Source organism: Singulisphaera rosea, assembly GCF_054877945.1.
The window spans coordinates 21,311-44,049 of sequence record NZ_JBTYIP020000027.1; the positions used below are offsets into that span (position 1 = coordinate 21,311).

General features: G+C 65.3%; 19 protein-coding genes. 4 read left to right on the forward strand and 15 right to left on the reverse strand.

Annotated elements, in window-relative coordinates:
- The first annotated feature begins 1 nt into the window (after position 1).
- The 3 genes from ACYOEI_RS31760 (at position 2) to ACYOEI_RS31770 (ending at position 4,154) form a co-directional block, all read left to right on the forward strand.
- Positions 2–244, forward strand: coding sequence for a hypothetical protein (locus ACYOEI_RS31760; protein WP_462853863.1), 243 nt, complete (start codon positions 2–4; stop codon positions 242–244).
- A 560-nt stretch (positions 245–804) separates the two neighbouring features.
- On the forward strand, positions 805–3,009 hold the full coding sequence (gene katG, locus ACYOEI_RS31765) for a catalase/peroxidase HPI (protein WP_462853864.1): 2,205 nt from the start codon (positions 805–807) through the stop codon (positions 3,007–3,009).
- Between the two features lie 125 nt (positions 3,010–3,134).
- Positions 3,135–4,154, forward strand: coding sequence for an MBL fold metallo-hydrolase (locus ACYOEI_RS31770; RefSeq protein ID WP_462853866.1), 1,020 nt, complete (start codon positions 3,135–3,137; stop codon positions 4,152–4,154).
- A 230-nt stretch (positions 4,155–4,384) separates the two neighbouring features.
- On the opposite strand, the gene ACYOEI_RS31775 is transcribed toward ACYOEI_RS31770, so the two are convergent.
- The 3 genes from ACYOEI_RS31775 to ACYOEI_RS31785 form a co-directional block, all read right to left on the reverse strand.
- On the reverse strand, positions 4,385–5,020 hold the full coding sequence (locus ACYOEI_RS31775) for an EF-hand domain-containing protein (RefSeq protein WP_462853868.1): 636 nt from the start codon (positions 5,018–5,020) through the stop codon (positions 4,385–4,387).
- A gap of 59 nt (positions 5,021–5,079) precedes the next feature.
- Entirely contained in the window at positions 5,080–5,778 is a 699-nt protein-coding gene (locus tag ACYOEI_RS31780) for a dioxygenase family protein (protein WP_462853870.1), read from the reverse strand.
- A 320-nt stretch (positions 5,779–6,098) separates the two neighbouring features.
- Positions 6,099–7,703, reverse strand: coding sequence for a DUF2271 domain-containing protein (locus ACYOEI_RS31785; RefSeq protein WP_462853872.1), 1,605 nt, complete (start codon positions 7,701–7,703; stop codon positions 6,099–6,101).
- Positions 7,704–7,918: 215 nt separating this feature from the next.
- Between ACYOEI_RS31785 and ACYOEI_RS31790 the strand changes: the two genes are divergently transcribed.
- Entirely contained in the window at positions 7,919–9,301 is a 1,383-nt protein-coding gene (locus tag ACYOEI_RS31790) for a HEAT repeat domain-containing protein (RefSeq protein ID WP_462853874.1), read from the forward strand.
- A gap of 167 nt (positions 9,302–9,468) precedes the next feature.
- Here ACYOEI_RS31790 and ACYOEI_RS31795 read toward each other — a convergent pair whose 3' ends face one another.
- The 12 genes from ACYOEI_RS31795 to ACYOEI_RS31850 form a co-directional block, all read right to left on the reverse strand.
- Positions 9,469–9,780 carry a cytochrome C oxidase subunit IV family protein gene (locus ACYOEI_RS31795; protein WP_462853876.1) on the reverse strand — a complete coding sequence of 104 codons (312 nt, stop codon included), beginning with the start codon at positions 9,778–9,780 and terminating at the stop codon, positions 9,469–9,471.
- Positions 9,777–10,469, reverse strand: coding sequence for a cytochrome c oxidase subunit 3 family protein (locus ACYOEI_RS31800; RefSeq protein WP_462853987.1), 693 nt, complete (start codon positions 10,467–10,469; stop codon positions 9,777–9,779). Before ACYOEI_RS31800 ends, ACYOEI_RS31795 begins: the two co-directional genes overlap by 4 nt.
- Positions 10,462–12,114, reverse strand: a complete 1,653-nt coding sequence (gene ctaD / locus ACYOEI_RS31805) for a cytochrome c oxidase subunit I (RefSeq protein ID WP_462853877.1) — start codon at positions 12,112–12,114, stop codon at positions 10,462–10,464. Before ctaD ends, ACYOEI_RS31800 begins: the two co-directional genes overlap by 8 nt.
- On the reverse strand, positions 12,111–13,055 hold the full coding sequence (gene coxB / locus ACYOEI_RS31810; RefSeq protein WP_462853878.1) for a cytochrome c oxidase subunit II: 945 nt from the start codon (positions 13,053–13,055) through the stop codon (positions 12,111–12,113). Before coxB ends, ctaD begins: the two co-directional genes overlap by 4 nt.
- Before the next feature lie 171 nt (positions 13,056–13,226).
- Positions 13,227–14,063 (reverse strand): SCO family protein, encoded by an 837-nt coding sequence (locus ACYOEI_RS31815; RefSeq protein ID WP_462853880.1) that lies wholly within the window; start codon positions 14,061–14,063, stop codon positions 13,227–13,229.
- Between the two features lie 40 nt (positions 14,064–14,103).
- On the reverse strand, positions 14,104–14,580 hold the full coding sequence (locus ACYOEI_RS31820; RefSeq protein ID WP_462853882.1) for a hypothetical protein: 477 nt from the start codon (positions 14,578–14,580) through the stop codon (positions 14,104–14,106).
- A gap of 2 nt (positions 14,581–14,582) precedes the next feature.
- Positions 14,583–15,896 carry a hypothetical protein gene (locus ACYOEI_RS31825; protein ID WP_462853883.1) on the reverse strand — a complete coding sequence of 438 codons (1,314 nt, stop codon included), beginning with the start codon at positions 15,894–15,896 and terminating at the stop codon, positions 14,583–14,585.
- Positions 15,893–16,522: a c-type cytochrome gene (locus tag ACYOEI_RS31830; RefSeq protein WP_462853884.1), complete on the reverse strand. Its 630-nt coding sequence runs from the start codon at positions 16,520–16,522 to the stop codon at positions 15,893–15,895. The genes ACYOEI_RS31825 and ACYOEI_RS31830 overlap by 4 nt, the downstream gene beginning before the upstream one ends.
- A gap of 119 nt (positions 16,523–16,641) precedes the next feature.
- A complete protein-coding gene (locus tag ACYOEI_RS31835) occupies positions 16,642–17,217 on the reverse strand; it encodes a DUF3341 domain-containing protein (protein WP_462853886.1) in 576 nt (191 codons plus the stop codon).
- A gap of 10 nt (positions 17,218–17,227) precedes the next feature.
- Positions 17,228–18,637: an NrfD/PsrC family molybdoenzyme membrane anchor subunit gene (gene nrfD / locus ACYOEI_RS31840; RefSeq protein ID WP_462853888.1), complete on the reverse strand. Its 1,410-nt coding sequence runs from the start codon at positions 18,635–18,637 to the stop codon at positions 17,228–17,230.
- Positions 18,627–21,737: a TAT-variant-translocated molybdopterin oxidoreductase gene (locus ACYOEI_RS31845; protein ID WP_462853890.1), complete on the reverse strand. Its 3,111-nt coding sequence runs from the start codon at positions 21,735–21,737 to the stop codon at positions 18,627–18,629. The genes nrfD and ACYOEI_RS31845 overlap by 11 nt, the downstream gene beginning before the upstream one ends.
- Complete coding sequence (locus ACYOEI_RS31850; RefSeq protein ID WP_462853892.1) at positions 21,734–22,384, reverse strand: cytochrome c3 family protein; 651 nt, start codon at positions 22,382–22,384, stop codon at positions 21,734–21,736. Before ACYOEI_RS31850 ends, ACYOEI_RS31845 begins: the two co-directional genes overlap by 4 nt.
- Positions 22,385–22,739 lie beyond the last annotated feature (355 nt).

The window sequence follows — 22,739 nt, forward strand, 5'->3', positions numbered from 1 at the left end:
GATGGGGGCGGATAGGGCAAAGACGCCCAATACCAAAGCAACCACTTCCTTCAAACTCGGCGACTACGTCCGGATCAAGGATTTCGCCGGACAGGTTGGCCGCATCACCGAACTGAGGGGTCCCCTCGGGCCGGGTGGAGCGCCCGTCTACCGCGTCAAGCTCCCAAAGAAGCCGCGAGCCTCCTACATCGAGCTCCTGGGCGAGCAGCTCGAATCCTTGCCTAGCAGCGGCAAAGAATCTTGAGCAGGACGACACGAATCTCAACCGAAGGGGCAGGGAGCATCTGAAGCCTCTCATACCAGCCTTCGGTATAGCGTCCCGTGTACGCCGACTTTCTTAAAAAGAATTTGCCTGTTCTTTTATTCACAACCCAAATTTATCTGAATATCGAGATCCGATCCTCACGTTTCACCAATGATTCGAGACGCCGACCATCTCCTGATCGCGATGCCGACCGGAAGGCTCTGTCCATTGACGTGAGGGACCGAGGGCGATAACCACCAACGAACCTGGTTCATTATCGCGGCCAGTGACGCACGCCCCTCCACACCTGCCATCACGTCACAGTGCGTCCGCCAGTTATCATGTGGGCCCCTGTGCCTTGTTGCCGGATGTTCGAGGTGGGTTTGGTCATCCCCTCGCCCTCGAGGAATCGAGGGCGTGAGCCTGACAACTCCGGCGGACGATTCGACGGCGCGGGAAGGGTCTGGCCTTCGGCCAAGGGCAGGCATAGACTACTCCTCCGGAAGCCCATCCGAAGTAGGGGATAGCGTTCATCCGGGAAGGATGTCATTGGAGGAAACATGGCCGACGAAAACGGTTGCCCGGTGATGAACGGGACGCAACGACACAGCACGACCGGGGCCCGGTCGAATCGGGATTGGTGGCCGAATCAGTTGAGGGTGGAGATCCTCCACCAGAACTCCCCCCTGGCCAACCCCATGGGTCAGGAGTTCAACTACGCCGAGGAGTTCAAGAAGATCGACCTCGACGCCCTGAAGGCGGACCTCGAGGCGGTGATGACGACCTCGCAGGACTGGTGGCCGGCCGACTACGGCCATTACGGCCCGCTCTTCATCAGGATGGCCTGGCACAGCGCCGGCACGTACCGCACCTCCGATGGCCGGGGCGGAGCTGCCTCCGGCACCCAGCGCTTCGCGCCGCTCAACAGTTGGCCCGACAATGCGAGCCTCGACAAGGCCCGGCGGCTGCTCTGGCCGATCAAGCAGAAGTATGGACGCTCGCTCTCGTGGGCCGACCTGATGGTCTTCGCCGGGAACGTGGCCCTGGAGTCGATGGGCCTCACGCTGTTCGGGTTCGCCGGCGGTCGCGAGGACGTCTGGGAGCCGGAAGCGGACATCAACTGGGGCGGGGAGATGGAGTGGCTCGGGGCCGAGCGTTACGAGGGCGATCGGCAGCTCCAGAAGCCCTACGGCGCCGTCCAGATGGGCCTCATCTACGTGAACCCCGAAGGGCCCGACGGCAAGCCCGACCCGGTCGCCGCCGCGAAGGATATTCGCGAGACCTTCGGCCGGATGGCCATGGACGACGAGGAAACGCTGGCCCTGATCGCCGGCGGCCACACCTTCGGCAAGGCCCACGGCGCCGCCAACGCCGCCAAGTACTGCGGCCCCGAGCCCGAGGGGGCCGGACTCGAGGAGCAAGGGCTCGGCTGGGCGAACAGCTTCGGGACCGGGAAGGGCGGTGACGCGATCACCAGCGGCCTGGAAGGCGCCTGGACCAACAACCCGGTGAAGTGGGACAACGGGTTCTTCGAGAACCTCTTCGGCTACGACTGGGAGCTGACGAAGAGCCCCGCGGGTGCGTTCCAGTGGACGCCCAAGGAGGCGTCGGCGCAGGGGACCGTGCCCGACGCGCACGACCCGGCGAAGCGACACGCCCCCATCATGTTCACGACCGACCTCGCCCTGCGGATGGACCCCATCTACGCACCGATCTCCAAGCGCTTCCACGAGAACCCCGACCAGTTCGCCGAGGCCTTCGCCAAGGCCTGGTACAAGCTCACGCACCGCGACATGGGCCCGGTCTCACGACTCCTCGGCCCGCACGTCCCCCCGGCTCAGCTCTGGCAAGACCCGATCCCCGACGTCGATCACGAGTTGGTCGGTGCGGAGGACATCGCCCAGCTCAAGGCCAAGATCCTCGCCTCCGGCTTGACCATCCCGCAACTCGTGTCGACCGCCTGGGCGTCCGCGTCGACCTTCCGGGGCAGCGACAAGCGAGGCGGGGCCAACGGGGCCCGGATTCGCCTGGCCCCCCAGAAGGATTGGGAGGTCAACCAGCCGGCCGAGCTCGCGAAAGTCTTGCAGACCCTCGAGTCCATCCAGAAGGGTTTCAACGACGCCCAGTCCGGCAACAAGAAGGTCTCGCTCGCGGACCTGATCGTTCTGGGCGGCGGTGCGGCCATCGAGGCCGCCGCGAAGAAGGCCGGTCACGATATCGAGGTCCCCTTCACGCCGGGTCGTACCGACGCGTCGCAGGAGTTGACCGATGTGGAGTCCTTCGCCGTCCTCGAACCGACGGCCGATGGGTTCCGCAACTACCAGCGCAAGGGCGACGAGCGCCCGGCGCCCGACCTCCTGCTGGATCGGGCGCGCCAACTGACGCTGAGCGCTCCCGAGATGACGGTACTGGTCGGCGGCCTGCGTGCCTTGAATGCGAACTTCGGGCAATCGGCGCTCGGCGTCCTCACCAACCGCCCCGGGACCCTGACCAACGACGTCTTCGTGAACCTGCTCGACATGGGCACGGAGTGGCGGAAGTCGCCCGTCTGCGAGCACTTCTACGAAGGTCGCGACCGCCGGACGGGCCAGGTCAAGTGGACCGGCACCACCGTCGACCTCGTCTTCGGCTCGAACTCCGTGCTCCGGGCCGTCGCCGAAGTTTACGCCTGCGGAGATTCACTGCCGGCGTTCCTGGGCGACTTCGTGTCCGCATGGACCAAGGTGATGAATCTCGATCGCTTCGACCTGGTCGGGAAAGCCTGATCGAGGTCGGTTGTCTTCCCTAACCGATGCCAATCGGTGATCGGGCTTGATGTGCGTCGCCACCCGACTCTGGGGATCACGCACTTCAGCCCGATCACCGTTGTGTGGCCTGCCGGAGCACGTCGATGAGGCATCCCGTCGATCGCAGGGGCGTCCTACGACGCGGTGTCCTGTTCCTGTTCTGTGCGGGCCTTCTCTTGCCGGCCGCCTCCGCGTCCGGTCAGGGAGACGCGCCCCGCGTCGAGGGCCAGACGCCGAAGGTCCATTCGGCGCGAGTTACGATCCTCTCCACGATGCTGGCCGACACCAAGGGCCTGGGCGAATGGGGCTTCGCCGCCCTGGTCGAGGCCGATGGCCGTCGGTTGCTGTTCGACACCGGCGCCCGCCCCGACACCGTCCTGACCAACGCTCGCGAGCTCGGCGTCGACCTCTCCGAGGTGACCGAAGTCATCCTCAGCCACCACCATCGCGATCATACCGGGGGCCTGCTGACCCTCCGACGTGCCTGGATGAAGGACCATCCTCGGGCGCTCTCGCGCAGCTACGTGGGCCGCGGCATCTTCCTCCCCCGTCCCAGGGAAGGCGGCGGAGATACGAACGAGACCCTGACCATGAAGGCGCCCTACGAGGCGACCGGCGGGAGTTTCGCAACAGTGAGCGAGCCGACGGAGATCGGCCCCGGGATCTGGCTGACGGGGCCGGTCCCCCGCAAGCACCCGGAGCGGAACTGGAGCGGCCGTGGCCGGGTCCAGACCCCCGAGGGACTGGTCGAGGACACGATCCCGGAGGATATGTCGTTGGTCCTCGACACCGAACAAGGGCTCGTCGTGGTGACCGGCTGCGGCCATTCCGGCGTGATCAATACATTAGAATTCGCCGAAGAGAAGATCCGCAAGGCCCCGATCGTCGCCGTCGTGGGCGGCCTGCACCTGTTCGACGCCGACGGCGTCACCCTCGACTGGACCGCCGGCAAGCTTCGGGGAATGGGGCTCCGTCACCTGCTGGGCGCCCACTGCACGGGTATCGAGGCCGTGCACATCCTCCGGGATCGCTTGGGCCTGGATCGACGGGCCTGTGTGGTCGGCGCGGTCGGGTCGGGCTTCGACCTTGATGGGGGCATTCGGCCTGGCACGATCGCCCATTGATGCCCGGGCTCGAACGCGTCTGGAACGGTTTCCAATGATTCCTGGCGCTTGCCAGTTGGAATGCAAGGGGTGAAGCCGGGGTGGCCGATGCGTCGCTCCGTTCCGACCTGGCCACCCTCGTCTCATCCCACGACGATCCTTCGAGGGGTCGTCGCCACACCCCCGTTTACGACGGGCGATCCCGCGAAGGCGCCAGTATCGAACCCCCTACGGATTCGGGCATCGCCCGATCAAGGGCGGTCGGGGGGATGCGGACCACCGGGACCTCCTCCAGGGCCACCGCGGCGACGACCACCGCCGGGAGGGCCGCCACCAGGGGGACCGAAGCCGCCGGGGCCTCGGTCACGCATCTGCTTGAGGCGCTGCTTTTGCTCGTCGTTCAGGATCGAGTCGAGCTTCGCGTCGACCTCTTTCTGGAGGTCGGCGAGCTTGGCCTTCTGGTCGGCGTCGAGCCTCAGGGCCTGCTGCAACATCGGTGGCAAGACCTCGCCGGGGCGGGGCATGCCTCCCATGAATCCGCCGGGACCACCGGGACCTCTCGGAGGGCCGCCGGGGCCGCCGGGGCCTCCCGGAGGGCCGAACCCGGGAGGGCCGTCTTCGTCGTTCGACTCTTCCTTGGCCTCGAGGGCGGCGAGTTCCGCTTTCGTGACAGTCCCGTCCTTGTTGGTGTCGGCCCGGCCGAAGAGGCGGATGAGGCGGTCGTCGGTGATCTCGGCCTTGGTCAGCGTCCCGCTCTTGTCGGCGTCGAACTCCATCATCCTCGTCACGAGGTCTCCGTCAGGCTTCGCGCCAGGCGGCTGGGCCTGCGCGATCGCGGCGACGGACAAGATCCCGCATGTCAAAACGATCCCCGATATCGTCCGCATGAACCCTCCCGATGTGTTTGGACGTTGGTCGATCGAATCCGGTCGGTAGAGTCTGACTCTCAGCGGGCGTCTCGCCTCGACCCGAAGGAGCGTTCGTCCGGAGTTCGCCCGAGGATGATGTCGAAGCGGGCGGCCAACTCGCCGATCTTCGAGTCTTTGATGGGCGTGAAGTCGGTCATGAGCAGCTCTCGGTCGAAGACGCTGATGCCCCCGCGCACGACCCCGTCGATCTCGTTACCCGGGTGCCCGGCGATGTTGATCTGGGTGGTGAGCAGCTCCCGGTCCCCCTTCTTCACCTTGACGTGGATGTGCGGGGCAGGGCGGCCCGGGTAGGGGACCGGCTTGATCGTGCGGAAGCGGTACTCGCCCGTCGACGCCGTCGTGAACCGGCCGAAGCCCTGGAAGTGGCTGTCCTGCTGGTCCTTCTTCCCTTCGCTGTCGGCCGAGTGGAGGTAGACCGCGTTCGCGTCGCACTGCCAGATCTCGATCGTGGCATCTCGGATCGGGCGGCCGCTCGAGTCGAGGATCCGGCCGCTCAGATGGGTGATCTCGCCGACGGCCGGGGTCGTGGAGTCTCGGATGATGATCAGGTCGTTGTCGGTGTCCAGCGGGAGGTGATCCAGGTAGAACGGCCCCTCCGTTCGCTCCGGCGTCAACGCGAGTTGTTCGGCGAAGAGCCCGCGGGTGGTGAAGAACGCCGCGGTGGTCGTGAGAGTGCCCAGGCAATGGCGGCGCGATCGAGAGAAGTGAACACCCATCGAATGACCCTCCTTCGGTTCGGAGACCCGCCCGAGTGCGCCTCGACCACGGATCTCGACCCCGCGAGCGATTGTAGAAGCCCCGCATTCGACGTTCTGTATAGCTTCGTCAAGCGTCCCGATCGGGTCCCCGGTTGATGATCAACGACTCCATATCGGGCTAGAAACAGCCACGGTTGGAACGTGGACAAGAAAAGGGGGATTTATTTACATATGCACAGGTTGTCGCGAACAAAAATAGTGATCATTCTATTTTATCTACGCCGATCTGTACCATCTGCGGATCGTCTTCCCTCTCCCTTTCTCAGCCAGATGCCAGGTCATTGGTGCGACTTCGCCGGAGGCTTCCGGCGATAATCGAGGGTTGCGGATTTGATTTCGATATTCCCCTTGAGCTCCTCGACGAACGGCTTGTCGGCGACGACGATTTTCTTGCTCAAATTTTGATACGTGCCGTGCTCGCGGGCGGCTTCGAGGTAGACCGTGTATTCGCCGCCGGGGAGACGCTTCCCACGGTCGTCCTTCCCGTCCCAGATGACCTCGTACTTCCCGGGTGGTCGCGTCGGACGGGCGATCGTGGCGGTAAGCTTGGTCTCGTCGACGCGTCGACGGGCCTGGTCGCCGCGATGCCAGCGCCTCAGCTCGGGGATCCATCGGGAGCCGTGTTCTGTCCCCAGGACCCACAACGTCAGCGTCCGGACCGGGAACCCCTGCTTGTCCTCAACCCAGACGGCGAGGTACGGGCGGTTGTAGTGCCGGATCTTGCCCTCAGGGCGGTTGATCTCGAAGCGGACGAGGAGTTCGAGTTCATCCCACACCGAAGCCTTTTCAGCCTCGTCTTTCGCTCGATCCTTGGACGTCCCGTCCGACGTCGCGCGAGCGAGCAGGGGGCCCGGGGCGACAGATGCGGGCGACGGGGGTGCCGTCTCATAGCGGTCCCAACCCGCACTCCGCGAGACCCTCCCGTCCTGGCCGACGATGGAGCACTCAACGTCCGGGAGCGAGGCCGCCAGACGCAGGCTCGCTTCGACGGGCAGGACGTTGAAGATCGTCGCGAGCGCGTCGGCGTCGGCACCGCGCTCGGCGATGACCGTCGCGGCCACGGTCCGCTCGACGGGGAGGCCAGACTTCGGGTCGAGGATGTGAGAATACCAGCGGCCTCCGATCCGAAAGCCGCGCTGGGAGTTCCCACTGGTGGCGACTGAGCGATCCCGGACCGAGACGTAGGTCAGCGGTTCGGTCGTCTCGGAATCGCCCTTCGGGCGAGCGATGCCGATCGTCTGGGCGGCCGCTCCGGAAACTCGCATGTCGCCGCCGACGTTCAGCAACGCACTACCGACTTCGCCGTCTCGGTCGATCGCGAGGTTGCAGGCCCGCTCGACGATATAGCCTTTTGCGATCGCGTCGAGGCTGAGCGGACACGGCGAGAGTCGCTCGGCCGTACGCTTCGCCATGTCGAGACGCCACGCAGGAGGATCCATGAGCCTCCTCGCCGCGCCGATCTCATCGGCGGTCGGCCGACGGTCCTCCCGAGCGCACATCGACCAGAGCCTCGACAACGCCTCCACCCTCGGGTCGAAGGCACCGCCGCTCGCCTCGCCCCAACGCTCGCTCGCCCCGAGGACCTCGAAAAGCTCGGGGGCAACCTCCGTAGGAGCCTTCGGGAAGCCCAGCCACCGGCGGAACTCGCTCGAAGGATCATAGCCGCTGAAGATCGCCGAGAGCCGGTCGATCTCGCCGAGCACCCGCCCCTCGGCCCGGCTCGCCGCCTCGGGAGAGTCGGCCTCGACCCGGAGCTCCAGCGACGTCCCCATCACCTCCTCACGATGGAAGACGAACGTACCGGCCGGCGCCTCGGATGGTGATCCCAAGCCGTTGAGCAGCGCGGCCAGGGTCCAAGCAATCGTCGGCGATCGTCGAAGCATCGTCAGCCTCTCCTTCGATTCGAGCCCCTTGCCGGGTGGAAAATGCTCACCCTACAAAATCCGGACGATGGGCCGTGACAGTCTCTCGCCACCACACGAAACCGGGGTAGAATCCACATTTCGATCACATCCAAGCCCTCATGATTTTGTATGAAGGGCCGTCGAACGAAAGACCCACGGTGAAACTTGCGACGCCTGACACTGGAGACCGAGCGATGACAGACGCGCCCCAAGGGGGAAAGGGACTCGGAAAGGGCCGGCTCGCCCTGGTCGCGGTCGCGGTCTTCGCGGCGGCGGGCGCGGCGATCTATCTCCAGAACCGGGAGAAGAAAAAGCAGGCCATCGCCGCCACCCTCTGGCAGATCGAGCACGGCGACGAGATCCAGAGTAGCACGGCGATCCGAGAGCTCCACCTCCAGTTGACGACGCCGACGGAATTCCTCGAGATCCTCCCCTATCTCGTCCATCAGATGGATAACGAGTCGGAGGTCGTTCGGGAGGCGGCGGTCACTTTCGTCGGCCAGTGGATCCTCCAGTTCGGATCGAGGGGTTTGATGCTCCAGAAGAAGCGAGAACCGGCGATCGTCCAGCTCTGCCGCAAGGCCCAGGACGTGGTGCTGGCCCGTCTGGACGACTCGTCCCCGGCCGTTCGTACGAGCGTGGCGAATTCGCTCACCTCGATCGCGAGGATCGGCGATTTCGACGTCCCGCCCCCCCAACTCGTCGCGGCTGTCGATGACGAAGCCGAGACAGTCCGGATCGCCGCGAGCCAAGCCCTATCCACATACCGCCAGGGCCCCGAGGCGCTTCTCCCCGTGGCGTTGCGACGCATCCCCACCGAAAGTCCCTTGGTCGCCACGTCGATCGCTAGCAATCTTGGCGGTGTCGATCCCAAGCCTTCGATGCTGCCGGCCCTGATCGAAGGGTTGTCCAGCGAGAACCCGAATGTCCGCTACATCGCCGTTACCGCCATCGGCAACATGGGGACCGCCGGGAGCCCGGCACTCCCGGCGGTTCTTACTCTTCTGCGCAAAGAGATCGACGCACCTCAACCCGGACCCGTCAAAGGCGTGAGCCCGATGTTCGTCGAGGATATCACGGAGAGGGCGGCGGGAGCGGTCGGGGAGATCTGCCCCGACACCGAGCCACCGCCGGAGGCCGTGGATGTCCTCTGCGAAGTCCTGAAACGCCCGAACCAGGCGGCTCAGCTCGCGGCGGCCGGGTCTCTTGGGATCATCGGGCCCAAGGCCGCGACAGCCCTGCCACAGCTCCTCGCGATCTTCGAGGCCCCGAAGCAAAGTCTCGAGAATCGCGACCTCCTGGCCAAGGCCCTCGCCCAGATCGCCCGAGGGACTGCCGACGAGGATCGTGTCATCGCGGCCGTCGCAACCGCCTGGAAGGCGACGGCTCCCGAGAAGCAAGCTCCGGCGGGCTACTATGATTTCAAGGGGACGCTCGCCGCAGTGCTCCAGTCTTTCGGACCAAAAGCCCAACACCTCGTTCCCGAACTCGAGGGATTACCTGCCGCCAAGATCAATGTGAGACTCCGTCGCAGGCAAGACGTGCTGTCGTCCCAAGAAAACCCTCCCGAGTCATGAGAAGGGCGGACCAGTTGAAGACCGGTGGAGTTGGACCGCCCGGATGAACCTTCGAAAACAAGAAGGGGGATGGAGCCATGCTCCATCCCCCTTTGAGCTGCGAAGTCCGCCCCACTCGAGGAGACGGCGTTCGTGACGAACAGCAACGGACGCCCGCGTCGGTGACGTTACTTGCCGGGGATGTTGAGCAATCCTCGGGTGAAGTAGTCGTTGAAGGTGAAGACGATCATGATCGCCAGCCACAGGAACGAGGCGCCGGCGAAGACCCAGATCAGACGTTCGCTGTAGCGGACGTGCATGAAGATCAGGCCGATCATGACCGCCTTGATCACGGCGATCCCGAGCGAGACCGTGAAGTTGAACATGCCCATGTCGACGTACGCCGCCCCCACCGTCACCAGCAGCAGGACCATCAGCGCGGCGTAGACGGCGTAATAGGTCGACTTGGGCAGGACGTGTGCGGTCGTATGTTCGGTCATTTGTGGAGGTCGATGAGATAGAGGAGTGGGAACAGGAACACCCAGACCATGTCGACGAAGTGCCAGTAGAGCCCGGTCATCTCAAGTGGAGTGAAATACTCCGCCGTGAACTTGCCCTTCCTGGCGAGCGCCACCATCCACGCCATGACCCCGATGCCGATGACCATGTGGAAGGCGTGGAGGCCGGTCATGAAGAAGTAGAACACGAAGAAGAGCTGCCCGTGCTGTGCCACGCTGGGGGGCGAGCCTTCGGGGATCTTCAGCTCTTCCGCGTTGAACGACGCGCCGGGGATCAGGTGCTTCTCGTAGTCCTCGTAGTATTCGCTCGCCTTGATCCCGAGGAACATCGACGCCAGGATCATGGTGGCGATCAGGAACCGGACCTGGCCCTTCTGGTCGGCGGTCTGCCCGGCGCGGACCGCGAAGGCCATCGTCAGGCTGCTCGTCAGGAGGACGAACGTGTTGATCGTCCCCCAGAGGATGTCGAGTTGGCGGCTCGCGAGCGAGAACGAGTGGGAGTCGGTGAACCGGTAGACGCAGAACGCCCCGAACAGCCCACCGAAGAACATGACCTCGGTCGCCAGGAAGGTCCACATCCCCAGCGCGGCGCTCTCGTGCTGCTGGCCCATGTCCTCGAAGTGGTGGGCCAGCAGGGGCGAATGGTGATGATCGGCGGCATGTTCAACCATGGACACTGGCGTGCTCCTGCTCCAGGGCACCGGCATGCTCACCGGGTGCATAATCGTAAGGCCGTTCCGGCACGACCGGCGGCTCGTCGAAGTTGAAGGTCGGCGGGGGCGACGGCGACTGCCACTCGAGGCCCTCGGCACCCCACGGGTTCTTGCCCGCGATCGGGCCGTTGTAGAGGGAGAGCAACAGGTAAACGAGGGGCAGGACGTAGCCGACCGCGAGGATCGACGCACCCGCGGTGGACATCACGTTCAGCACCTGGAATTCGGCCGGGTACTCGTAGTAGCGCCGGGGCATCCCGAGGTAGCCGAGGATGAACTGGGGGAAGAAGGTCAGGTTGAAGCCGATGAAGATCGTCAACGCCGCGAGCTTGCCCCAGATCTCGGGGTACATACGCCCGGTGATCTTCGGCCACCAGAAGTGGAGGCCGCCCATGTAGCCCATCACCGCACCACCGACCATGATGTAGTGGAAGTGGGCGACGACGAAGTAGGTGTCGTGCACGTGCACGTCGACCGCGAGCGAGGCCAGGATCAGGCCCGTCAGGCCGCCGATCGTGAACAGGCCGATGAAGCCCAGGGCGTAGAGCATCGGGGTGTCGCCGGAGACCGAGCCCTTGTAGAGGGTCGCCGTCCAGTTGAACACCTTGACGCCCGAGGGAATCGCGACGAGGTAGCTGATGATCGAGAAGACCATCCCGCCGTACATCGACTGGCCGCTGACGAACATGTGGTGACCCCAGACCAGGAAGCCCAGGATCGCGATGCCCATCATGGCGACGGCCATGGCGTTGTAGCCGAAGATCGGGCGCCTCGAGAAGCACGGGACGATCTCGTTGATCACCCCGAACGAGGGGAGCAGCATGATGTAGACGGCGGGGTGCGAGTAGAACCAGAAGAGGTGCTGGAAGAGGATCGGGTCGCCGCCCAGCGCCGGGTCGAAGATCCCGACGTGGAACATACGCTCGAGGCCGACGAGGCCGACCGTGACGGCCAGCACGGGGGTCCCGAGGATCTGGATCAGGCTCGTGGCGTACATCGCCCAGATGAACAGGGGCATCTTCCGCCAGGTCATTCCCGGCGCACGCATCTTGTGGATCGTGACGATGAAGTTCAGCCCGGTGAAGATCGAGGAAAACCCGACGATGAACACCCCGAGCGCGGCGGCCATCACCTGCGTGTTCGAGAACATACTGCTGAACGGCGTGTAGAACGTCCAGCCGGTGTCGACCCCTCCGGTGACCATCGCGTAGAGCGTGAACACACCGCCGAGGATGTAGATGTACCAGCTCGCGAGATTGATCTTCGGGAAGGCCAGGTCCTTCGCCCCGATCATCATCGGCACGAGGAAGTTGCCGAGGACCGCCGGGATCGACGGGATCAGGAAGAAGAAGACCATCACCACGCCGTGCGCGGTGAACATCTTGTTATAGGTATCCGGCTGGATGATGTCCCCGCGCGGGGTCATCAGCTCGAGCCGGACGATGGTCGCCGCCGCCCCTCCCACGATGAAGAAGAGCGTGATCGAGATCATGTACAGGAGGCCGATCCGCTTGTGATCGGTCGTCAGCAGCCACGACTTCAGGGTGTGGCTGGCGTTCAGGTAATTCGGCTGGGCTACTGGTCCGTTCGCCGGAGTGCTCATTGCTCGGATCTCCCATTCTTGCCCAGCGCCTTGATGTAGGCGATGATCTTCAGCAGCTCATCCTCGTTGATCCGCCCTTGGTATGTGGGCATGACCGGCTTGTAGCTGGCCACGACCTGCGAGAGCGGCAGCAGGATCGAGTCGCGGATGTATTTCTCGTCGGCGGTGATGACCTGGCCCCCTTCGAGCGGGACCGCGTGGCCGTACACCCCGTCGAGCAGCGGCGCCCGCACGGTCCCGTTCAGGCCGTGGCAGCCGGAGCAGCCGTACGATTTGAAGAGGGCTGCGCCCGACGTGGCCAGCGTCGTCTGCGTCGTCCCGCTCGAGAGCCATTTCTCGTAGTCGGCCGGCTCCATGACGATGACCGAGCCGATCATCCCCGAGTGACTCGTGCCGCAATACTCGGCGCAGAACAGGTGGAACTTGCCGGTCTTCGTCGGCTGGAACCACATCGAGCTGTACCGGCCCGGGACGACGTCCTGCTTGACCCGGAACGCGGGCACGTAGAAGTCGTGGATCACGTCCTGCGAGGTCATCATCAGCTTGACCGGCTGGCCGAGCGGGATGTGCAGCTCGTTGATCTCACGCTTCCCGTTCGGGTGGTAGAGCTGCCACATCCACTGCCGGCCCACCACGTAGACCTCGGACGCATTCGCGGGCGCCCGGTACATCTCGAAGAAGACCACCGTCGCCGCGGCGAAGATGCCCATCGAGATCACCAGCGGGATCGCGACCCAGAGCACTTCGATCGGCAAGTAGTGGGAGACGGCCCCCTCGCGGTTGGCCGACGAGCCTTTGCGATACTTGATCGCGCAGAAGAGGATCAGCACGCCGATCAAGAGGGTGAAGAAGACGCAGACCCCGAGCTCGCCGAAGTAGACCAAGTCGACTCGATTGGCGATATCGGTCGCGCTTTCGGGGAAAAGAGGAAAATCCCACATATCTCGACAAGTTCCTAAGGAGGTCCCAGTTCTTGCGATCTTCGCCGCCGGATCCGCCCTCCCCCCGGCGCTCGGCGTGGGGTTCGGGAGGGCAGGGCCTTCGCCCCGGCGAGGGCCTTTCGAACCCTCAAATAACGTGTCCGCCCCGTCGCGATCCGGAGGGGCTTTGGCTCACTCGTCCGCGCGGGCGACCTTCCGGCGATCCCGCAAGAGCATCACGCCCATGAACGTCCCGAGGCTCCCGATGGTCGCGACCCCGAGCACTCGGATCATGTTCATCACCGCAAAGTTATACTTCCCGGTCCTCGGGTCGTAGTGGAAGCAGAGCAGTAGGAGTTGGTCGATCGGCGAGCCGATCTTCCGCATCGACGCATCCATCAGGCCGAGCCGGAGGTCCCGCGCCGGGTAGCTGATCCCGTAGAGGTACCGCGAAACCTTGCCTTGCGGCGTCAGGATCATGATCCCGGCCGGGTGGGCGTACTGCTGGCTCTTCGCGTCGTACTCGTACCGAAATCCGACGGTCTTCGCCAGGAGCGCGACCGGTGCCGCCTCGCCGGTGAGGAAGTGCCAACCTTTGGCGGCGTCCTTTCGGCCGTAACGCGCGAGGTAGGCGGACTTCTTCCGAGAGGCGAGCCGGGGGGTCTCCTTCGGGTCGATGCTCACGGTGATGACGTCGAACTCCTTGCCGACGTCGAACGACAACGCGTTCAGGCTCCGCAGGAGCGAGTTGAGCACCTCGTTGCAGAGCATCGGGCACTCGTAATAGACCAGGTTCAGGATCGCCGGCTTGTTGCCGAGGAGATCCTGGAAGCGGACCTTGCGGCCCGCCTCGTCGCGGAGCTCCAGGTCGAGCGGGACCTGGGCACCGAGGTTCTGGTCGAACCCGATCCGGCGGAGCATCCCCGTCATCGAGTCCTGCGCCGGGGCCTGGACCTGCGTCTCCGCGATCGCGGCGGGGGCCGCGACGAGGAGCAAGGCCAGGATTGTGAGGCGGAAGGCGGTGTTCATTGCATCTCGAGGCTGTGAGGGCGGAGGACGGTGACCAAGATCACTTGGGGACCGGGGCTGGTGCAGGTTCCGGAGCCGGGGCCGGGGCCGGGGCAGGTGCCAAGACCGAGGCCGGAGCGGACGAGTTCCGGGCGTTGATCTCGACCTCGGTCTGCGGCCCCTTGCCCTTGGGGACGCCACGTTGAACCACCAGGTCGAGGGCACGTTCGATCGGGATCCGGACGACCCCGCCTTTGCGGTCGACCCAGCCGTAGGTCGAGAGGGTTTCGGCCGATGTCGCACGGACCTTGGCGAGGTCGGCGTAGACGGTCGGCATCGGCGGCGACTCGGGCTTGGTCGCCACGGGCTCGCCGTGCTCGACGAAGAACGCGTAGAGGCCCTTCATCGCGAACAGGGTGATGGCCGTGAAGACGATCAGCAGGATCCCGAAGATCACGATTCCGCGAATGCTCGCGTCGGTGGTCTCGTATCCCGGCCCCCCGTGCGGGTGGGGGGTTCCGTGTCCGGCGTGTTCCATGGTCAGTGTCCTCCCCCGTGCTCGAGGTTCGGTTGGGCATGCCCGTGGCTGTGGTCATGCCCGTGGTGTAGGTGGGCGAGGACGTCCGCGAAGAGCGGGTTGCTCTCGCTCGGCAGCGCGGGGAGGGCGTCGAGGCGGCGGAGGAAGAACGTCCCCCAGAGTCCGCCGACCAGCGCGAACGAACCGAGGACCCCGGCGATCGACGAGATGATCGTCATGAAGCCCTCCGTAGCCACCGGCGCCGCGGCATGGGCCGCATGAGCCCCGTGGGCGGCCGCCTCATGGCCGAGCGGCCAGCCGTAGGCGGGCATCACGATCCAGGTGAGGTCGATGAGCCGCATCACCAGGATCCAGACGGCCACCTTCGCGAGTGACTGGGCGTTCCGCTTCCGGTCGCGACCCAGCAGCAGGAAGAACGGCACGAAGAACTGGAAGAGCATCAGGATCGCCGCGGTCGGCCGCCAGATCCCCACCGACCGGTGGAGATACCAGGGGATCTCTTCCGCGAGGTTGCCGCTATACGTGATCAAATACTGCGAGAATGAGATGTAGGCCCAGAGCATCGTGAACGCCAGCATCAGGTTGCCGACGTCGTGAAACCCTCGGGGGATCGCGATCTTCGCGAACGGCTCGAACGGGGCGAGCCGGGACGCGACGATGACCAGCAACGACAGGGTCGCGAGGACCGCCCCGACGAGGAGCATCGGGCCGTAGATCGTCGAGAACCACATCGGCTCGAGCGTCATCCCCCAGTCCATGAACGCGAACGTCACGGTCAGGAAGTAGAACGCGATGCCGGGGCCGCTGACCGTCTGGAGTCCTCGCGTGGGGGCGGGGCTGGTCGTCTGATCCTGCGCCCGCATCCCGCGCCTCAGGACGGCGGAAACCGCGATCCAGAAGCCGAAGTAGATGGCCGTTCGGATGAGGAAGGCTACCGGATTGAGATACGAAGCCTTCGCCAGGACATGCGAACCCGCAGGCGGGTCAAACCAGGGATAGATCCATTTCATGCCGATCGCGATCGGCAGGAAGAGGAGCGCCATCAGGGGGAGCGTCGAGACGCCGGCCTCGGCAGGGCGTCGGAGGACGAATCCCCAGATGCCGCCGACGAGGTGGTGAAGCAGCAATGCCCCGAGGCATCCCAGCGAGATGCTGATCCAGTAGAGGTAGCCCACCAGGTAGCTCTGGAAGAACCGGCTATAGTCGGTCGCCAGGGCCACGAGGCAGAGGATGCCACCGAGCATGAGCGCCCGCTGGGCGACATGCCGCGCCCGGTCGAACTCCGGGGGCAGGGCGGTCTGAGCGAGGGCGTTCATCGCGCGGCGGCCTCCAGTTTCGTGCGTTCCTCGGCGGGGACGTCCGCGATTCGGGCGTCCTGGCTGAACTGGAGCGCTCGGACGTAGGCGGCGATCGCCCAGCGATCGTCGACCTGGATACGCGAGGCGTAAGAGTACATGGCGCCGTAGCCGTTGGTGATCACGTTATAGATGTGCCCGGTGGGGGCGTCGCGGAGGCGTTGCAGGTGGAACGAAGGGGGCGGCGAGAACCCGCGCTTGACGATCATCCCCTGGCCGTCGCCCGTGGGGCTGTGGCAGGGGAGGCAGTAGATGTTATATCGCTGCTGGCCGCGCTCGAGGACGGCGCGGTCGACCTTCATCGGGATCTCGTCGATGATCTGGTCGCCCGACTTCGCGGCGAAATAGGCCTGGTCGGTCCGGGCTTGGCCCCGGGCGACGGTCCCGGCGACGAGCGGTCGCGCCGACTGGCCGTCCGCGAAGAACTGGCTCGCCTGGTACACCTTGGCGTACTTCGGCTGCTTGTCCATCTCGTTCTCGGCGCAGCCGGCGAACAGCGCCAGTCCGGCGGCCGCCAGCCACCGCGACCTCGGCCGCAGCCTCGCGGCGGGGGCGCCGGGGGTCAACTTGAAGGGCCAGGCTCGCATCCTCTGTTCTCTCATGAGACTTCCGTAGGGTGGGCGTCGTCCGCCGGTGGTTCCCGAGTATTCAAGGGCCTTCGGGGGGCCGGGCCCACCCGACAAGACAAGACGGAGTTGGAGTCCAATCAAGACGCGACTTCGGATACCTCGACCGGCTTCGAGGCCTCGAGGAACCGTCTCGTCTCCTCGAGGTCGAACTTCGGGTCGTCCGACTGGATGCAGAGGAAGAACCGGTCGCGCGACGCCTGGGCGAAGCTCGGGACGTTGAAGACCGGGTGGTAGGGCATCGGCAAGCCGTTGAGGACGAGCATCCCGACGACCGCCGAGAACGAGCCAAGCAAGATCGTGAGCTCGAAGGTGATCGGGACGAACGACGGCCAGCTAAAGAGCGCCCGGCCGCCGACGTTGATCGGGTAGTGGATCGTCGCCGAGAACCAGATCATGCTCACGGCGAGCGCGGCGCCGGAGAGGCCGCCGAGCAGGACCAGGAGCGGGACCCGGTTCTTGGTGAACCCGATCGCCTCCGCCAGCCCTTCCACGGGGTAGGGGGCGTAGGCGTCGAGCTTCCGGTATCCCGCGGCATAGGCCCGGCTGGCCGCCGCGATCACGTCCTCGGCCTCGGTGTACTCGGCCATCAGGCCGAAAATCGGCGGTGCCGCGGTCTTCGTCGTCGTCGTCGTGGTCGTGGTCAACGTCGTCATCGCTCGATCCTCAGGCGGAGGCCATATCGTGCGACGGGCCCCGTGCCTCGCCGCCGTGTCCCCGGGTCTCCTCGACCAGCTCTCGCATCTCGGCGACCGAGATCGAGGGCAGGACGCGGATGAACAGGAGGATCAGCGTGAGGAACATCCCGATCGTGCCATAGTAGGTGGTGTAGTCCCAGAACGACCCGTGATACATGCCCCACGCCCCCGGCACGAAGTCGCGGTGGAGGCTGGTCACGATGATCACGTACCGCTCGAGCCACATCCCGATGTTGATGATGATCGAGAGCACGAACAGGAGCGGGACGCTCGTCCGGGCGCTCTTGAACCAGAGGACCTGGATCGACGTGCAATTGCACAGGATCAGCAGCACATAGGTGTGCGCGTAGGGCCCGGTCATCCGGTTCCACATCATGAACGTTTCGTATTGATTGGCGCTGTACCAGGCCATGAACGCTTCCATCGCGTACCCGTAGGTCACGATCATGCCGGTGGCCAGGAGGACCTTGCCCATGTTGTCGAGGTGCTTGTTGGTGATGAAGTCCTTGAGGTTGTAGAACGACCGCAAGGGGATCATCAGCGTGAGCACCATCGCGAAGCCGGAGAAGATGGCACCCGCGACGAAGTAGGGGGGGAAGATCGTGGTGTGCCACCCGGGGATCACGCCGGCCGCGAAGTCGAAGCTGACGACCGAGTGGACCGAGACGACCAGCGGCGTCGACATGCCCGCGAGGAGCAGGTAGGCCGTCTTGTAGCGGTGCCAGTGGATCGCCGACCCGCGCCAGCCGAGGGCGGCGACGCCGTAGGCGACGCGGGCGAACCGGTGCTTGGCCGAGTCGCGGAGCGTCGCCAGGTCGGGGATCAGCCCGACGTACCAGAACAGGAGCGAGACGGTCCCGTACGTCGAGACGGCGAAGACGTCCCAGACGAGCGGGCTGCGCCACTGGGGCCACAGCGCCATCGTGTTCGGATACGGCATCAGCCAGTAGAAGTACCAGGGCCGGCCCATGTGGAGCAGCGGGAAGAGCCCGGCGCACGCCACGGCGAACAGGGTCATCGCCTCGGCGAACCGGTTGATCGACGTCCGCCATTGCTGCTTCAACAGCAGCAAGACCGCCGAGATCAGCGTCCCGGCGTGGCCGATGCCGATCCACCAGACGAAGTTGACGATATCGAAGCCCCACATGTTGGGCCTTCGGATACCCCAGACCCCGACGCCTCGATAGAGGATCCAGACGATCGAGACCGCGAGGAGATTGAAGAGGCCGAAGGATGCCACGAACCCGACGCTCCACTTCTTCGGGATCGGGTGCCGGAGCACGACCCCGTTGATCGCGTCGGTGACGGAGGCCATCGTGTGGCCGGGCGCGAGGACGAGCTCGTCCGCATCGGCCCTATTCAGAGACTCAGACGCCATCGTGCCGCTCCGTCTCGAGCTCGGGGTTCGGGTTTCGCAACCGGGCCACGTAGCTCGTGCGCGGGCGGGTGTTCAGCTCGGTGAGCATCCCGTAGTTCCGCGAGTCGGCCTTGATCCGTGAAACCTGGCTGTTGGGGTCGTTGATGTCGCCGAAGACGATCGCTCGGGTCGGGCAGGCCGCCTGGCAGGCGGTGACGACCTTGCCGTCTTCGATCCTCTCGTGTCCAGCGATCTCGGCCGGATACCGCGCCGCGTTGATCCGCTGGACGCAGTACGTGCACTTCTCCATCACCCCTCGGTTCCGGACGGTGACGTCGGGGTTGTTCAGGATCGCGAGGCTCAGCGGGGTGTCTTTGTTGTAGTTGTAGTAGTTGAAGTGCCGGACCTTGTAGGGGCAGTTGTTGCCGCAGTACCGCGTGCCGACGCAACGGTTGTAGACCATCGTGTTGATGCCCTCGTTGTCGTGCACGGTGGCCCCGACGGGGCAGACCGGCTCACACGGGGCATCCTCGCAGTGCATGCACATACGAGGCTGGTGGAAGGTCTGGGGGTTGTCGAGGCCCCCGTCGACCGAGTAGTAGCGGTCGATGTCGATCCACTGCATCTCGCGGCCGCGGGAGACCTGGTCCTTGCCGACAAGGGCGATGTTGTTCTCCGCCTGGCAGGCGACGACGCAGGCGCTGCAGCCGATGCAGGTGTTGAGGTTGATCGCCATCCCCCAGGCGTGCCCCGGCTCTTCGGGCTCGGGACGGCCCGCCTGCTCGCGTTCGATCCGGTTGATCGAACCGGGCATCTCGGTGAACAGGGTGTCGTCGGTCGGGGGAGTCTCTTCGAGCTCTCGGGCGAAGTTCTTGTTCTTGTTGTACTCGGAGATCGTGGCCACGCGGATCAGGTGACGTTCCTGGGCCGCTTCGCTCGGCTCGATGTTCGCCTTGGCTCGCGTCGAGATGTACCGGTGCGAGTCGGTGGTCGCGAGGTCGAAGACCTTGCCCGTCTTCTTGAGCTCGAGCCCCGCGCCGCCCCAGGGGGCGTCGGAGGTCCGCAAGGGGTAGGCGTTGTACCCGATCTCGTTGCCGACCCGGCCGCTGCGGGTCCGGCCGTAGCCGAGCGAGACGGTGATGGCGTTCTCGGCCTGGCCGGGGAGGATCCAGGCGGGGGCCTCGACCTTCTTGTCCTTGTAGGTCAGCTCGACCACGTCGCCGGTGGCGACCTGGAGCTTCTCGGCCGCGGCCGGGCTGATGAAGGCGACGTTGTCCCACGTCAGCTTGGTGAGCGGCTTGGGGAGCTCCTGGAGCCAGCCGAGGTTGGCGTAGCGGCCGTCCCAGATCGTGGAGTCGGGGCGGAAGACGATCTCGAGCCCTTCCGCGGCCTTGGGGGCCGGCGGGACGGCCAGGTCTTCCTTGAGGGTGACCTTGATCGCGGGGAACTTGGTCCCCTCGACGACGCCGTCCTGGACGGCCGTCCGCCAGGAGGATTCGAAGTCCTTGGTGGTCGACTTGTCCTTGAGCGTCTGGCGGACGATGTCGTAGCCCGAGCGGTCGGGGTGCCGCAACAGCGACGCGACCAGCTCCATGGCCGAGTGCCCGCCGTAGAGGGGGGCGATCAGCGGCTGCTGGATGGTCACGGTGCCGTCGGAGGCCCGGACGTCGCCCCAGGTCTCGAGCTCGTGCGCCTCGTTGACGTGCCACTGGCAACGGGCGGCGGTCTCGTCGGCGTACAGGCCGAGGTGGGCGCTGAACTTGACCTTCTCGAGCTTCGCGGCGAAGTCGAGCTCGGCGGGGGCGTTGAAGGCGGGGTTGCCGCCGAGGATGAAGAGGGCCTCGACGGAGCCGGAGTCGATGTCCTTGGCGAGCGTCCGGATCGACTCGGCGTGGTCTTCGGGCCGGGCCTCGGTCGGGTCGGTGTAGACGACGGTCTTGCCGACGTTCTCGAGGGCCTGGTTGATCGCGTGGGCCAGGGCGTGGACGATGGCCGGCTGTTCTTCGCCGGCGATGACGACGCTCTTCCCCTTGTTCTTGGCGAGGTCGCGGCCGAGCGCCTTGGCCCACTTGGCCTGGTCCTCGGGGAGCGTGACGGGCGCGGCGCCCGGCAGCTTGACGCCGACTTCCTGCGCCACGAACTGGGCGAACACCGGGAGCTGCTGGGCTGAGACCGGGAGGCGATGGTCGGCCATGGTGCCGCTGATCGACGGCGTGGTCTCGACGAGGTAGAGCCGATTCATCGCGTCGAGGGTTTCGCGACGCTTGGCGAACTCGCGGGCGAGCCGGAGGTGGCCGGGCCCGTTGCCGAGGAAGTCGGCGCCGAGCGAGAGGATGACGTCGGCCTTCTCGAGCTGATACTGGGTCGCGACGTCCTGGCCGAAGGCGAGCTTCGCCCCGGCGCGGGCGGAGTCGCGGCCGACCGGCTCGTACTGGTGCCATTTCGCCTCGGGGAGCTCCTCGAGGAGGGCCTGGATCTGACGGGCGAGGCTCGGCGAGGTCACCGTCTCGGTCAGGATCCGCAGCCCCTTGCCCTTGGCCGGGCGGAGGGCGTCGATGGCGACGATCGCCTGGAGGAGGAACTTATCCCAGGTGGAGATCCGGTCCTGGCCCTCGACCTTGCTGGTGACGACCTGCGAGCGGTCGGGGTCGTACAGGCCGAGCGTCGCCGCCTGGGTGAAGATGTCGACGCCGCCGAGGCTGTCGGGGTGTTTCTCGTTCCCTTCGAGCATCGTCGGGCGGCCGGTGTGGCTCTCGACGACGACGCCGATGGGATACCCGCCCCGCGTGATGGCGGTGGCGAAGTAGAGCGGCTTGCCGGGGATGATCTGCTCCGGGAGCCGGACGTAGGGCACGATCTTGTCGGCCGGCCGCTGGGTGCAGCCGCTCACGCCCGCCAGGGCGAGCGAGGCCCCCATCAGCTTCAGGAACGTGCGCCGGCTCGCCGGGTCGGCGAGTTCTTCGGCCCCGGTCGGGAATTCCCGGCCGACGAACTCGCGGAACTCCGCCGTGTCGGCGAGCTCCTCGAGGCTCCGCCAGTAGCGCGGGCCGCTCTGTCCGGCCAGGCGGGCGCGGATGTCGGCGAGGTCGATTCCGTCGGTCTTGCTCGATTGAATTGTCATCGGTGGCACACGTAGCAGTTGGTGAGTCGGTCGACCGGGATATGGTTCTTCTTGACCAGATCCTTCCCCAATGTCTTCTGATCCTCCGCCGCCCAGGCCAGGTTGAAGATTTCCTTCTGCGGGCGGAGGTGGCGTTCCGGCTCGCGGTGACAATTCAAGCACCACGCCATCGTCATGGGCTCCGTCTTCATCGTCAGGGACATCTTGTCCACACGGCCGTGGCAACTGGCGCAGCCGACCCCCTTGTTGACGTGGATCGAATGGTTGAAGTACGCGTAGTCGGGCAGCTCGTGGACCCGCGCCCATTGGATCGGGGTATTGTTCCGCATGCTCGCCCGAACCGGCTCGAGCATGGGGCTGTCTACCCAAATCTGGGAATGGCACGACATGCAAGTCTCAGTTGGGGGAATCCCGGCGAACTTCGAAGTCTCCACCGAGGTGTGGCAATACCGGCAGTCGATCCCCAGTCCCGTGGTGTGATGCTCGTGACTGAAGGGGATCGGCTGCTCCCGCACGACGCTGACCTGCGTCACGTACGGCGATTGCCACATCTGGTAAATCAAGCCCACTCCCCCCAGGGCGGAGAACACCGCCCCGAGGATGGAGACCCGGGCTATCGTGTTAGTGGTCGAGGGAAAAACCTGCACCTTGAATGTCCCTTCCGGCGATCCTGGCCGGGCCGGAACCCCCGGCCCTCCCCAAATTGGGCGGAAACGCCCAGACGTTCGTTCGGACTTCGACTTATCGGTTATCCTTATCAAGGATAAAAACTTGCTCTTTCGATTTCCCCTTGCCCAACCCGCTCTTTAAAGGCAAATATGGTGCCATCTCTGGGCGGCCATGCCCGGGAGAGAGGGGGAAGTTCCCGGTCGAAGCGTGGGATCAGGGCGGTCGGGGCAAAGTCTCCGCGGTCCCTTCCGAATCGAAGGGTTCGCGAGGACCTTGGCGACAGGGAGTAGGCCCCGGGCCGATCGGGGCCTTGGCCGCGGGCGACGAGGTTCG

Excerpts from the sequence above, each read along its gene's own strand:
- ACYOEI_RS31795 (WP_462853876.1), bottom strand. The coding sequence starts at position 9,780 with ATGACCGAACATACGACCGCACACGTCCTGCCCAAGTCGACCTATTAC.
- nrfD (WP_462853888.1), bottom strand. The coding sequence starts at position 18,637 with ATGGCGTCTGAGTCTCTGAATAGGGCCGATGCGGACGAGCTCGTCCTC.
- ctaD (WP_462853877.1), bottom strand. The coding sequence starts at position 12,114 with ATGAGCACTCCGGCGAACGGACCAGTAGCCCAGCCGAATTACCTGAAC.
- ACYOEI_RS31770 (WP_462853866.1), top strand. The coding sequence starts at position 3,135 with ATGAGGCATCCCGTCGATCGCAGGGGCGTCCTACGACGCGGTGTCCTG.
- ACYOEI_RS31835 (WP_462853886.1), bottom strand. The coding sequence starts at position 17,217 with ATGACGACGTTGACCACGACCACGACGACGACGACGAAGACCGCGGCA.
- ACYOEI_RS31815 (WP_462853880.1), bottom strand. The coding sequence starts at position 14,063 with ATGAACACCGCCTTCCGCCTCACAATCCTGGCCTTGCTCCTCGTCGCG.
- ACYOEI_RS31760 (WP_462853863.1), top strand. The coding sequence starts at position 2 with ATGGGGGCGGATAGGGCAAAGACGCCCAATACCAAAGCAACCACTTCC.
- katG (WP_462853864.1), top strand. The coding sequence starts at position 805 with ATGGCCGACGAAAACGGTTGCCCGGTGATGAACGGGACGCAACGACAC.
- ACYOEI_RS31830 (WP_462853884.1), bottom strand. The coding sequence starts at position 16,522 with ATGCGAGCCTGGCCCTTCAAGTTGACCCCCGGCGCCCCCGCCGCGAGG.
- ACYOEI_RS31785 (WP_462853872.1), bottom strand. The coding sequence starts at position 7,703 with ATGCTTCGACGATCGCCGACGATTGCTTGGACCCTGGCCGCGCTGCTC.
- ACYOEI_RS31845 (WP_462853890.1), bottom strand. The coding sequence starts at position 21,737 with ATGACAATTCAATCGAGCAAGACCGACGGAATCGACCTCGCCGACATC.
- ACYOEI_RS31820 (WP_462853882.1), bottom strand. The coding sequence starts at position 14,580 with ATGGAACACGCCGGACACGGAACCCCCCACCCGCACGGGGGGCCGGGA.
- ACYOEI_RS31780 (WP_462853870.1), bottom strand. The coding sequence starts at position 5,778 with ATGGGTGTTCACTTCTCTCGATCGCGCCGCCATTGCCTGGGCACTCTC.
- ACYOEI_RS31790 (WP_462853874.1), top strand. The coding sequence starts at position 7,919 with ATGACAGACGCGCCCCAAGGGGGAAAGGGACTCGGAAAGGGCCGGCTC.
- ACYOEI_RS31800 (WP_462853987.1), bottom strand. The coding sequence starts at position 10,469 with ATGGTTGAACATGCCGCCGATCATCACCATTCGCCCCTGCTGGCCCAC.
- ACYOEI_RS31825 (WP_462853883.1), bottom strand. The coding sequence starts at position 15,896 with ATGAACGCCCTCGCTCAGACCGCCCTGCCCCCGGAGTTCGACCGGGCG.
- ACYOEI_RS31775 (WP_462853868.1), bottom strand. The coding sequence starts at position 5,020 with ATGCGGACGATATCGGGGATCGTTTTGACATGCGGGATCTTGTCCGTC.
- coxB (WP_462853878.1), bottom strand. The coding sequence starts at position 13,055 with ATGTGGGATTTTCCTCTTTTCCCCGAAAGCGCGACCGATATCGCCAAT.